The following is an 11,990-nucleotide window of genomic DNA, read 5'->3' as shown; positions in this document are numbered from 1 at the left end:
AGGGAGATGTCGTGGATCTGAATTATTCGGCGGAAGATGACGCGTTTCGTCAGGAATTCCGGGCTTGGCTTGAAGCAAACCTCGTCGGCAAGTTCGCCGCACTGCGCGGACTGGGCGGCTCGGGGCGCGAGCACGAAGCCTTCGAGGAACGCCTGGAGTGGAACCAGCACATGGCCGCCCACGGCTGGAGCTGCGTCAGCTGGCCCAAGGAGCACGGCGGCCGCGGGCTGAGCCTGCAGCAGCAGGTCATCTTCCACGAGGAGTACGCCCGGGCCAATGCGCCGGCTCGCGTGAACCACCTGGGCGAGGAACTGCTGGGCCCGACCCTGATCGCCTTCGGCACTCCCGAGCAGCAGGCCCGGTTCCTGCCCAAGATCATCGCGGTCGAGGAACTGTGGTGCCAAGGCTACTCGGAGCCGGGAACAGGCTCCGACCTGGCCGGGGTGAAGACCAAGGCCCGGCTGGAAGACGGAAAGTGGGTTGTCGACGGCCAGAAGGTGTGGACCTCGCTGGCGCACACCGCTGACTGGTGCTTCGTCATCGCCCGCACCGAGCCGGGATCCGTGAAGCATCGCGGCCTGTCCTACCTGCTGGTTCCGATGGACCAGCCCGGCGTGGAGATCCGCCCGATCCTGCAGCTGACCGGAACCTCGGAGTTCAACGAGGTCTTCTTCGACGGCGCCACCACCGATGAGGACCTGGTGGTGGGCGAGCCCGGCGCGGGCTGGTCGGTGGCCATGGGCACCCTGGGCTTCGAACGCGGCGTCTCCACGCTCGCCCAGCAGATCGCCTTCCAGCGCGAGCTGCAGCTGATCATCGACCTGGCGCGCACCAACGGAGCGATCGAGGATCCCATTATCCAAGACCAGATCGTCAAGTCCCAGATGGGGCTGGATATGCTTCGCATGCACGGGCTGCGCACGCTCAGCGGCGAGCAGGGTATCGAGGCCTCGATCACCAAGCTGCTGTGGGCTCCATGGCACCGCTCGCTGGGCGAGCTGGCCATGGCCGTAGCCGGCGCTGGCGGGCTGACCGTCGCGCAGGCGCCGTATGAGCTCGACGAGCTGCAGGCCCTGTATCTCTTCAGCCGCGCCGATACCCTCTACGGGGGATCGGACGAAATCCAACGCAACGTAATCGCCGAGCGCGTGCTCGGCCTGCCCAAGGAGGCACGAGTATGACCATCCAGCGCGTCGCACAGCCGGCGCCAGAATACGTTCCCGCCCATGGTCTGCTCGCCGGACGACGCGTTGTCGTGACCGCCGCAGCCGGAGCCGGCATTGGGGCCGCGGCGGCACGCCGCTGCCTGGAGGAAGGTGCGGACCTGGTGGTGCTGGGCGATACCCACGCCGGCCGGCTCGAGGCTTCCGCCAGTGAACTGGGCGCGGAATTCGGCGCCGAGCGCGTGCGCTTCGCCGTCTGCGACGTGACCAACGAGGAGCAGATCCAGGCGCTGCTGGACGTCGCCGAGGAAGCCGGCGGCGTGGACGTCATGATCAACAACGCCGGGCTGGGCGGCACCGCCTCCATCCTGGACATGGAGGACGAGCAGTGGGAGAAGGTCGTGAACGTGACCCTCACCGGCACCTTCCGCTCCGTGCGCGCCGCCAGCCAGCGCATGGTGAAGAACGGTACCAAGGGCGTCATCATCAACAACGCCTCGGTGATCGGCTGGCGCGCCCAGGAAGGGCAGGCCCACTACGCCGCCGCGAAGGCAGGCGTCATGGCGCTGACTCGCTCGGCAGCCATGGACGTGGCTCCGCACGGCATCCGCATCAACGCGGTCGCCCCGTCGCTGGCCATGCACCCGTTCCTGGCCAAGGTCACCTCGGACGAGCTGCTGGAAGAGCTGACCTCCCGCGAGGCCTTCGGCCGCGCCGCCGAGCCCTGGGAAATCGCCAACGTCATGGTCTTCCTGGCCAGCGACTATTCCTCGTACATGACCGGTGAAGTGGTCCCCGTCAGCAGCCAGCAGGCCTAAAGGAGAGAACAGATGACTGAGGCTTACATTATTGACGCCGTGCGCACCCCGGTGGGCCGCCGCGGCGGTTCGCTGGCCGAAATCCACTCGGCCGACCTGGGCGCCCACGTGATCTCGGCGCTGGTCGAGCGCACCGGCATCGACCCCGGCGCGGTGGACGACGTGATCTTCGGATGCACCGACACCCTGGGCTCCCAGGCCGGCGACATCGCCCGCACCGCATGGCTGGTGGCCGGGCTGCCGGACCATGTGCCGGGCGTGACCATCGACCGCCAGTGCGGTTCCAGCCAGCAGGCGGTGCACTTCGCGGCGCAGGGCGTCATGTCCGGCACCGCAGATTTGATCATCGCCGGCGGTGTGCAGAACATGTCCAAGATCCCGATCTCTGCGGCCATGATCGCCGGCGCCGAGTTCGGATTCACCACGCCCTTCGCCGAGTCCCCTGGCTGGGTCGCCCGCTACGGCGACCAGGAGGTCTCGCAGTTCCGCGGGGCGGAGATGATCGCCGAGAAGTGGGACATCACCCGCGAGCGCATGGAGCAGTTCGCGCTGGAAAGCCATGAGCGCGCAGCCGCCGCCGTGGACGAGGGCCGCTTCGACTCGCAGGTTGTTCCGCTGAACGGCCTGGAGCAGGACGAGACCATCCGCCGCGGCACCACGCTGGAGAAGATGGCGACGCTGAACACGCTCACCGAGGACGGCCGGCTGACCGCCGCGGTGGCCTCGCAGATCTGCGACGGCGCCAGCGCCGTGCTGATCGCCTCCAAGAAGGCGGTGGAAGAGCACGGGCTGACCCCGCGTGCCCGCATCCACCACATGTCGGTGCGCGCCGACGACCCGGTGTGGATGCTCACCGGCCCGATCCGCGCAACGAAGTATGCGCTGGAGCGCGCAGGCATGAGCGTGGACGAGATCGACCTGTTCGAATGCAACGAGGCCTTCGCCCCGGTCGTGCTGGCCTGGATGGACGAGCTGGGCATCGACCGCGAGAAGGTCAACGTCAACGGCGGCGGCATCGCCCTGGGCCACCCGATCGGCGCCACCGGCACCCGGCTGATGACCACGCTGCTCAATGAGCTGGAACGCACCGGCGGCCGCTACGGCCTGCAGACGATGTGCGAGGGCGGCGGCCAGGCCAACGTCACGATCATCGAGCGGCTCTAGCCTTCGGCCCGCAAGCCCATTAACCAAAGATCCCCGCCGGGTAAACCCGGCGGGGATCTTTTCGATCATCACTCGCACCTTTATGAGGTACCTATAACTGTAGGGCCCGGAACTGTGCCTGCCCTATGCAGGGCATCGGCACTGCCCGGGGAACTACTTCGCGTTGGCCGACAACGGAACGTCGACAGGCTCCAGCTCGCCATGCGGCGGGTTCTTCGGAATGAAGCCGGCCAGGATCACGGCGGCCACGGAGAACCCGGCGCCGAGCAGCAGTGCCGTGCGGAAACCCTGCTCGGTCGGGATCATGGCGCCATGGAAGTCGGTGGACATCTGGGCCAGCACCAGGCCGATGACCGCGGCGCTGGCGGTGGTGCCCAGCGAACGCATCAGCGTGTTGAAGCCGTTGGCCGCGGCGGTTTCGCTGCGCGGCACCGAGCTCATGATGATCGACGGCATGGCTCCGTAGGCGAAGGCCACGCCGCTGTTTACCAGGGTCGCGGTGAGCAGCAGGCCCCAGGTGCTTCCCATGCCCCACAGGCCCACCACGTAGCCGACGGCCAGGATAGAGATGCCCAGCATCAGCGTGAACTTGGCGCCCAGCTTGTCGGAGAGCTTGCCGCCCACCGGGGAGAGGATCAGCATCATGAAGCCGGCTGGGGCGACCCACAGACCGGCGGCCAGGACGGACTGGCCCAAGCCGTATCCGGTGCTGGATGGCAGCTGCAGGATCTGCGGCATGAGCAGCATGCTGACGTACATGCCGAAGCCGACGAAGATCGAGGCGATGTTGGTCAGCAATACGCGGGGGATGACCGCGGTGCGCAGGTCAACCAGGGGGTCGGTGGTCCGCAGCTCCCAGAAGCCCCAGAAGACCAGCGCCAGCAGCGACAGGCCGAAGAGGCACAGGGTCAGCGGCGAGGCCCAGCCCCAGAAAGAGCCCTTGGAGATGGCCAGCATCAGCGCCAGGATGCCCGTGGACAGGCCGATGGCGCCGAGCCAGTCGAAGCGCTGGCCGGCGGCTCCGGCCTTCATGCCCGGGATGAACTTCCAGATCAGCAATGCGACGATCAAGGTGACCACGGAGCCGCCGACGAACAATGCGCGCCAATCGGAGAATTCGATGACCGCGGCGGAAATCGGCAGCCCGATGGCGCCGCCAGCTCCCAGGGTGGCGCTGACTGTGGCGATGGCGGAGGAGAGCTGTTCCTTGGGCACGAGGTCGCGCAGCATGGCGATGCCCAGCGGGATCATGCCCGAACCGAAGCCCTGCAGGGCGCGGCCGATGATCATGATCGTGACGTTGGGGGCGAAGGCGCAGACCAATCCGCCGAGAATCAAAGGCAGAGCGAGGATCAGGATCATCCGGCGCTTGCCGAAGAGGTCACCCAGGCGTCCGGAAATCGGGACGGCCACCGCTCCGGCGAGCAGCGTGGCCGTCACGATCCAGGCGGTGTTGTCGGCGGAGGTATTGAAGATCTCGGGCAGTTGCGGGATCAGGGGCGCAACCATCGTCTGCGTCAGTGCAGAAGCGATGCCGGCAGTTGCCAGGATGCCGACGGCGGTTCCCGGAGGAGTGGCGGATTTTTTGGCGCGATGCGTCAAGGGGTCCTTTCAGGGTGATGTGTAAGATACATACAGTATTCATAATACACATTCCGGGGTACGATGGAAGGCCTGAAAGGGCGTGAATACCATCAAGCGACACACTGCAGATATCGAGTACGAGCAGATGCTTCTCAGCCGCTATTTCGTGGCGCAGCATCGGCGGGGAGACGGATTGGACCGCAGCGCGTACCTGATCCTGAGCCACATCGATGCGCGCGGGCCGATGACGATCGGCGAGCTGAGCTCCGCGCTGCGTCTGGACGCCTCGACCTTGCAGCGGCAAGTGGCCGCGATTGTGCGCGACGGGTTGCTGGAGCGGGGCTTGGACCCGAACGGAAGCGCCGCCCGAAAGCTGACGATGACCTCGCATGGCCGCGACATGCTGGAAACCGATCGTGACGGATATATCCAGGACCTCGACGCCATCACTGCAGACTGGTCGGCGGAGGACGTCAACACTTTTGCCGAACTGCTGCGGCGCTACAACGGGGCCATCGAGGAGTTCCGGGACGTCAAGAATTCACGTTGACCCCCGCGGTAGTCGCGTGCGGGGCTTTTCCAGCTGCCATCTCGACCATGGCCAGACGGGCACGAAGTCTGAATGAAACCTTGGATGCATCGAAGATCGGTGTATTGAAGCGTAGTCTCGGGACGACCGTTGAACGTTTGGACCAGCGAGGAGTGAACAATGGATGGATGCGAAAGCAAAAACTACAACTTGTCACTGTCCCTGACAACGGATCAATATGACGACCTGACAACCGCGCTGGAAGCGCATCGTGACGGCTTGCGCCGCATCGCCGGCCAAGCCGCCAACGGCTTCGGTCTGGGTTCCGGATACTGGAATGGGCGGGCCGAGGAAGTCCAGGAGCTTTTGAGCTGTGTGCGCCGGCTTGCGAAAGGCGAAAATTCCTCCGGAGTCAATGATGCTTCAGGTAATTCGTCGAGGCGCTTCCCTCCGAAATGACGGGCAGTTCATATTGATAGTCGAAAGGGCGATTCGAGTTGCCAGCTGTATTCGCGGCGTCCGAGCTTTCCGGAGCAGGATTGCTTGGCACAAGAGTTGAGGCCGTTCCATCTTGATGGAACGGCCTCAATCATGCGCGGGCGGCGTACCGACGCTCCGCAATGGCCGTGTCGGACTAGATGGCGAGCCGCCGCACGTATTGCGGCATCCTGGTGCCGGCGTACCCGGAAACTCGGGACCAGATGCGCGACTGCGCTGTGCTTCCAATACTTCACCCGGCAGGTGAGCATGACTTCGAGCTCGGCTCGCGCGAACAGCGATCCGATCTGCATGGCATCCGCTTCAACGTCAACGGTTTCAATGCCTGATTGGGCCTGGCAACTCAGTAGCTTGAGCTCATCGGAAGCTGGGTCGATGATGGCCACGAGGACCGTTTTCCCGCGCATTCACACCAGGCCCATGGCATCGGTGACGGATTCCTTGGCTCCAATCATGGCAACCGGCATGTGTACTGGCTCCACCTTGTTTGTATCTTTCCGAGCGGTCACATCAGTCACGGCGCACACCTCGCCAACGCAGGTTTCGGCGTGGATTCGCGATGCTGCGCAGTGTCCAAGAAATACCATGGGAAAAAGTAGTCCACTTTTCGAGGAACTTGCGCGAAGCCCCACGTGAATGTTCCGGTGGACGGTGAAGTTCGCGCCGGGGATTTCCCATGCAAAGCGCCCGGAGCTTCGCGACAAAGTCGGACTGGTTCCCTCAGCGGGCTGGTAATTGTTTTTCGAATCCAGGGTGCGCTGCACTGGCGCAAACATGTCGAATCGCCTGGCAAGAACTATCGGGCCCTGCCAGAATTCGAGTGATTCCAGAGCGCGCATCCCGCGGTCCGGTCGCTGGAACTGCCGCGCGGACGCGGCGGCACGCAAAAACCGCCGTGCCGGCAGCGATAACTCGCTGCCCGCACGGCGGGCTGCATGGCCTGAGGGACTGTCCTACGCGAGGGCGTCCTTGCTGTTCTGCACGAAGCCCGGAAGCACCGAGAGGCGTTCAACAGCGTCATCGATGATGCGGTCCACGAGCTGCTCGCAGGTCGGCAGGTCGTCGATGACGCCGACTACCTGTCCGGAAGCCAGCATGCCGGCCTGCGTATCGCCATTGACCAGACCTGCCTTGAGCAGCATCGGGGTGTTGGCGGCGAGCATCATCTGGCCCCAGCTGCGCCCGGTGCTGCGCTTCATGCGCAGTCCGTCGCGGGCCAGTCCCAGCCAGGTCTGCCCGGAAAGTTCCTTGAACTGCAGGGTGCGCCGCGCGGTGCCCAGCATTCGGCCCAGCGGCGAGCCGGATTCCAGGCTGTCGATGAACTCGGTGCGCAGCAGGCGGTGCGGCATGCCGTCGGCCTTGGTGGTCACCACGGTGCCGTCCAGCCCGAATTCGAGGTAGCGCTTCTTGATGTGCTCGGGCACGGCGCTGTCGCTGGTGAGCAGGAAGCGGGTGCCCATGCCGATGCCGGCCGCGCCGTAGGACAGCGCGGCGGCCAGGCCGCGCCCGTCGAAGAACCCGCCGGCCGCGATCACCGGGATGTCCACCGCATCCAGCACGGTGGGCAGCAGCAGGGTGGTCGGGGTGGCGCCGGTGTGGCCGCCGCCTTCGCCACCCTGGATCATCACCGCGTCGGCCCCCCAGGAGGCGACCTTTTCCGCATGGCGCGGCAGGCCGACCGAGGGGATGACCACCGCGTCGTTTTCCTTGAGCTTGTCGATCAGCTCGCGCTTGGGCGCCAGTGCGAAGGAGGCCACCTTCACGCCGTACTTGATCAGCAGATTCACCCGGTCCATGGCGTCGGCCGCATCGGCGCGCAGATTGACGCCGAAGGGCTTGTCGGTGCGGGACTTGGTCTCCACGATGGCCTTTTCAAGCTCGTCGTAGGTCATGGTCGCCGAGGCGAGGATGCCCAGGCCGCCGGCCTCGGCGGTGGCGGTGACCAGGCTTGGCCCGGCGACCCAGCCCATGCCGGTCTGCACCACTGGGTGCTGGATTCCGGTGAGCTCGGTCAGGGAGGTGCGGATGCGGTTCGTGGTGCTCAAGGGCTGACCTCTTGTTCTCTGCGGTAGGCGGGGTCCAGGACCTCGCGAATCAGTCGAAGCTCCTGCTCGTCGGGCAGGCGGGTGGCAGGGATCGTTTCCGGCACGTGCAGCTCGAAGCCGGTTGCGTCCAGCACCTCGTCCAGGGGAACCCCGGGGTGCAGGCTGAGCAGCGCCATGGTGCCGCCCGGCCCGCTGAAGTCGTAGACTCCGAGGTTGGTGACCACCCGGTGCACGTGGTGGAAGCGCGCCGCCCCGGGGCCGGCGGCCTTGGCGCGGTTCGCGCCGACCCCGGTCACGAAGTCGACGTCGCGCACGAAGCTGCGCGTGGACTGCCGGGCGATCCAGTAGCTGGTGGCGTGGTTGATGGTGTTGGTGGCCGCGGCCCGGGAGCCGAGCAGCTGGCGGTGCGGCTGGAAGTGGTCCCCGATGGCCGAGAAGTTGTGGTTTCCCTCCCGGTCGATCTGCGCTCCGCCCATCACCACATGGCGCTTGCCGGCGGCGATCAGCTCGAAGAGCTCGCGGTAGGGCAGGTAGCCGGCGCTGAACTCGCTTACCCCGCCCAGGGCCGGGACGTCCCCGTAGATGGTGGACTCGCCGTCGCTGAGCATGAGCGAGGGCGCGTGGGTCAGCGCGGCCAGCCGGGCGCCAAGCGTGGGAATGATGCCGGCCGGGCTGGCGAGGATGTCGTGCTGCCCGCGGAACAGGTCGCTGCAGGCTGCCACGGCGATCTCCGCGCGGGTGGCGGTGCTCAGGGTCTCAGGCATGTACGGCCTCCTTCCGCCAGATGGTCTCATTTTCCAGATACCCGGCGCGGTAGCGCTCCCACAGTGCGGGATCGGACGCCGCGCGGGCGTACTCGCGCTGCAGCTCCTCGTTGCGCGGGTACGCCGGCAGGCAGGTGGTGAAGTGGGCGCCGCCGGGGGCCTCGTAGACGTGGTCCACCATGGTGCGGTTCAGCAGCAGCGTGGAAGGGTGCGCGCCCTCGGTCAGTTCCCGGGTGCTAACCACCGATTCGGCGCTGAGGACGGTGCGCGCGGCGGCCCGGGCGAACAGATCGTCCACGTAGGGGTCGGGGCCCAGGCACTGCCCGTTGCCCAGCGCGTCGGCGCGGTTCAGGTGGATCAGCGCCAGATCCAGCGGCACCGCAGGCATCGCCACCAGCGTTTCGCCGTCCTCGTAGGGTGAGGTGATGGTGCGGATCTGCGGGTTGACTGTCAGCACGTCCGAGCCCAGTCCGGTGCGGGTGACCTCGAAGGGCAGGCGCCGGCCGGCCGCGCGCAGCCCGGAGACCAGCATCGATTCGTCAAGTTCCGTGGTGGCGATGGCCCCGGATTGGCGGGCGGCCGCGAAGTGCGGGTCAACTGCGATGGAATCCAGGGTGACGAACCCGTGGACGACCTCGCGCACCTGCCCGGTGGCGCACAGCGTGCCGACGTCCGGGCCGCCGAAGCTGACGATGCGCAGGTCCTTGGCTCCGGAGCGCACCAGCGCGGCAACCAGGGCCATGGGCTTGCGCCGGGACCCCCAGCCACCGATGCCGATGGTCATCCCGTCCTGGAACAAGCCCTGCAGCGACTGCGCCGCGATGACCTTGCCGGTCATGCCTAGGCTCCGGTGGCGACGAAGTCGTCGCGCAGCTCGTCGGCGACGCCGCCGAGGTTCAGCTCGAAGGTGAAGCCCTGCTCGAAGCGGTAGCTGCGGTTCACGTCGATCGGGTCGATGCAGTTCAGCGCCTCCTTGGCCGCGCGGATGACGCGCGGGTCCTTGGCGGCGATCTCGTTGGCGTAGGAGAACGCGGTCTCGTCGAGCTTGTCGGCGCTGACCACCTCGGCCACGGAGCCCAGCTCCGCCAGGCGCTGGGCGCTGATGTTCTTGCTGGTGAAGTACAAGGTGCGCAGCATGTGGGCCGGGACCAGCCGGGCCAGATGGGTGGCTGCGCCCAGCGCGCCGCGGTCCACCTCCGGCACCCCGAAGTAGGCGGTGTCGCTGGCCACGATGGTGTCCGCGTTGCCCACCAGGCCCACGCCGCCGCCCAGGCAGAAGCCGTTGACCGCGGCGATGACCGGCACCGCGCACTCGTAGATGGACTTGAATGCGGCGAAGCAGCCGCGGTTGGCGCCGAGGATGGCGTTGAAGTCCTCGGTGGACTGCATTTCCTTGATGTCCACGCCGGCGTTGAAGCCGCGGCCCTCGGCGCGCAGGATGACCGCGCGGGTCTTGGCGTCCTTGGTGGCTTCGTTCATGGCGTCCGCGACGCCGAACCATCCGGCGACCGGCAGCGCGTTGACCGGCGGGTAGTTCATGGTGATGACGCGGACTCCGTTGGAGTGCATTGCTGAAGTGATCGACATTGGGACCTCCCTGTACCAAACGTTTGCTTGTTTGTTACCCTAGCACTTGCTTGGTTTCAGGTACACTGGCAATCCATAAGCACCACATCGACGAAAGGAAAAAGCCCATGACTGGCATTTTGAGCGGCCGCGTCGCCATCGTGACCGGCGCAGGCCGCGGACTCGGACGCGAACATGCACTAGAACTGGCCCGCCAGGGAGCGATGGTCGTGGTCAACGACTTCGGCACCACCCTGGGCGGCGCCATCGACCCGGCGAACCCGGCCCACGAAGTGGTCGCGGCCATCCGCGCCGAGGGCGGGCAGGCCGTGGCCAACGGAGCCGATGTGGCGAACTTCGAGCAGGCCGGCGCCATGGTGCAGCAGGCCATCGACACCTACGGCCGGCTGGACATCCTGGTCAACAACGCCGGATTCGTGCGCGACCGCATGCTGGTGAACACCACCGAAGAGGAATGGGACGCGGTCATCCGCGTGCACCTCAAGGGCCACTTCGCCCCGCTGCGCCACGCCTCCAAGTACTGGCGCGACGAGGCCAAGGCCGGGCGCACCCCGCAGGCCCGCGTCATCAATACCACCTCCGGCGCAGGCCTGAAGGGCAGCGTCGGACAGGCCAGCTACTCGGCGGCCAAGGCGGGCATCACCGGCCTGACCCTGGTCGCCGCCCACGAACTGGCCCGCTACGGCGTCAACGTGAACGCCATCGCCCCGGCCGCCCGCACCCGCATGACCGAAGACGCCTTCGGCGAGACCATGGCCGCCCCGGAAGAGGGCTTCGACGCCATGAACCCGGCCAACGTCTCCCCGGTCGTGGCCTGGCTGGCCAGCGCCGGCAGTGAAGTCACCGGCCGCGTCATCGAGGTCGAAGGCGGCCGCGTATGCATCGAGGAAGGCTGGAACCACGGCCCGCAGGTCGACTCCGGAGCCCGCTGGGAGGCCGCGGCCGTCGGCGCCCAGATCGAGCAGCTGCTGGCCCAGGCCGCCGTCCCGGAACCGGTGTACGGATCATGAGCACCGCAGCAGTGGACCCGATGACCGCCGGCGCCTGGGCCGGCCAGCATCTGGGCGAGAAGACCGTCGGCTACACCCAGGACCAGGCGATCCTGTACGCGCTCGCCGTCGGCGCCCGGCCCACCGACCTCGACCTGATCTTCGAGGACCGGCTGCGCGTGCTGCCGTCCTTCGGCCTGACCCTGGCCCAGTGGGCCCCGGACCTGCTGGCCGACCGCGGCGCCTTCGACAACCGCGCCGTGCACGGGGCCCAGGAGCTGCTGGTCTCCAAGCCGCTGCCGCGCAGCGGGGAGCTGGCGCTGAACGCCCGCGTGGGCGAGGTCTGGGACAAGGGCGGCGCCGCCGTCTTCAACATCATCGTCGAATGCGACTACTTCCAGGCCACCTGGCAGATCTTCGCCCCCGGCTTCGGCGGTTTCGACGGCGATCGCGGCCCGGCCCGCGCCGCCGCCCCCGAGACCCCGGCCACGGGCACCGCCAGCATGCAGACCGCGCCGAACCAGGCAGCGCTCTACCGGCTGCTGGGGGACAAGCACCACATCCACATCGATCCGCAGGCAGCCAAGCGCATCGGGCAGGACCGCCCGATCCTGCACGGGCTGTCCTCGCTGGCCGCAACCACGCTGCCGCTGGCCGAACTGGCCGGGGCGCACCCGGCGGACCTGGTTCAATTCGGCGGACGCTTCTCCGGGGTCGTTTTCCCCGGGGACCGCATCGAGGTCAAGACCTGGGACAACGGACGATTCGAGGCCGCAGTGGCCGACCGTACGGTAATCGCCGACGGATTGGCGGTCTTCGGCTAAGCACAGCCGCAGACCGGGGCGCGGC

Annotated in this window: 13 protein-coding genes; 7 read left to right on the top strand and 6 right to left on the bottom strand. The window is 67.0% G+C overall.

Annotated features, from left to right (window positions below; genetic code table 11):
• Positions 1-11: 11 nt before the first annotated feature.
• Genes ACTX90_RS16905 through ACTX90_RS16895 form a run of 3 tightly spaced genes read left to right on the top strand, consistent with a single transcriptional unit; the run spans position 12 to position 3,145 of the window.
• The gene (locus tag ACTX90_RS16905) at positions 12-1,181 is read left to right on the top strand and encodes an acyl-CoA dehydrogenase family protein (protein WP_443442508.1); all 1,170 of its coding nucleotides are present in this window, start codon (positions 12-14) and stop codon (positions 1,179-1,181) included.
• Positions 1,178-1,981, top strand: a complete 804-nt coding sequence (locus ACTX90_RS16900) for an SDR family oxidoreductase (RefSeq protein WP_443442507.1) — start codon at positions 1,178-1,180, stop codon at positions 1,979-1,981. The genes ACTX90_RS16905 and ACTX90_RS16900 overlap by 4 nt, the downstream gene beginning before the upstream one ends.
• A 12-nt stretch (positions 1,982-1,993) precedes the next feature.
• Positions 1,994-3,145, top strand: coding sequence for an acetyl-CoA C-acetyltransferase (locus ACTX90_RS16895; RefSeq protein ID WP_053799081.1), 1,152 nt, complete (start codon positions 1,994-1,996; stop codon positions 3,143-3,145).
• 153 nt (positions 3,146-3,298) lie between these two features.
• Here the strand turns inward: ACTX90_RS16895 and ACTX90_RS16890 are convergent, their stop codons facing one another.
• The gene (locus ACTX90_RS16890) at positions 3,299-4,747 is read right to left on the bottom strand and encodes an MFS transporter (RefSeq protein WP_443442506.1); all 1,449 of its coding nucleotides are present in this window, start codon (positions 4,745-4,747) and stop codon (positions 3,299-3,301) included.
• An 82-nt stretch (positions 4,748-4,829) separates the two neighbouring features.
• Here ACTX90_RS16890 and ACTX90_RS16885 point away from each other — a divergent pair, with 82 nt between their 5' ends.
• Positions 4,830-5,279, top strand: coding sequence for a MarR family winged helix-turn-helix transcriptional regulator (locus ACTX90_RS16885; RefSeq protein WP_443442505.1), 450 nt, complete (start codon positions 4,830-4,832; stop codon positions 5,277-5,279).
• A 159-nt stretch (positions 5,280-5,438) separates the two neighbouring features.
• Positions 5,439-5,717: a hypothetical protein gene (locus ACTX90_RS16880; RefSeq protein WP_443442504.1), complete on the top strand. Its 279-nt coding sequence runs from the start codon at positions 5,439-5,441 to the stop codon at positions 5,715-5,717.
• 8 nt (positions 5,718-5,725) lie between these two features.
• Here ACTX90_RS16880 and ACTX90_RS16875 read toward each other — a convergent pair whose 3' ends face one another.
• From ACTX90_RS16875 to ACTX90_RS16855, 5 genes are all read right to left on the bottom strand, one after another.
• Positions 5,726-6,142 (bottom strand): hypothetical protein, encoded by a 417-nt coding sequence (locus ACTX90_RS16875; RefSeq protein ID WP_146956025.1) that lies wholly within the window; start codon positions 6,140-6,142, stop codon positions 5,726-5,728.
• Between the two features lie 567 nt (positions 6,143-6,709).
• Entirely contained in the window at positions 6,710-7,801 is a 1,092-nt protein-coding gene (locus ACTX90_RS16870) for an NAD(P)H-dependent flavin oxidoreductase (protein ID WP_113607373.1), read from the bottom strand.
• The gene (locus ACTX90_RS16865; protein WP_443442503.1) at positions 7,798-8,565 is read right to left on the bottom strand and encodes a CoA-transferase subunit beta; all 768 of its coding nucleotides are present in this window, start codon (positions 8,563-8,565) and stop codon (positions 7,798-7,800) included. The genes ACTX90_RS16870 and ACTX90_RS16865 overlap by 4 nt, the downstream gene beginning before the upstream one ends.
• On the bottom strand, positions 8,558-9,403 hold the full coding sequence (locus tag ACTX90_RS16860) for a CoA transferase subunit A (RefSeq protein ID WP_047120428.1): 846 nt from the start codon (positions 9,401-9,403) through the stop codon (positions 8,558-8,560). The genes ACTX90_RS16865 and ACTX90_RS16860 overlap by 8 nt, the downstream gene beginning before the upstream one ends.
• Positions 9,404-9,405: 2 nt before the next feature.
• Positions 9,406-10,152, bottom strand: coding sequence for an enoyl-CoA hydratase family protein (locus ACTX90_RS16855; protein WP_113607375.1), 747 nt, complete (start codon positions 10,150-10,152; stop codon positions 9,406-9,408).
• Between the two features lie 107 nt (positions 10,153-10,259).
• Between ACTX90_RS16855 and ACTX90_RS16850 the strand changes: the two genes are divergently transcribed.
• On the top strand, positions 10,260-11,162 hold the full coding sequence (locus ACTX90_RS16850) for an SDR family oxidoreductase (RefSeq protein ID WP_047120426.1): 903 nt from the start codon (positions 10,260-10,262) through the stop codon (positions 11,160-11,162).
• Positions 11,159-11,965 carry a MaoC/PaaZ C-terminal domain-containing protein gene (locus ACTX90_RS16845; RefSeq protein WP_053799075.1) on the top strand — a complete coding sequence of 269 codons (807 nt, stop codon included), beginning with the start codon at positions 11,159-11,161 and terminating at the stop codon, positions 11,963-11,965. Before ACTX90_RS16850 ends, ACTX90_RS16845 begins: the two co-directional genes overlap by 4 nt.
• Positions 11,966-11,990 lie beyond the last annotated feature (25 nt).

Source organism: Glutamicibacter soli, from assembly GCF_052322135.1.
Classification (GTDB): Bacteria; Actinomycetota; Actinomycetes; order Actinomycetales; family Micrococcaceae; genus Glutamicibacter; species Glutamicibacter soli.
This window is presented reverse-complemented; position numbering and strand designations above follow the sequence as displayed.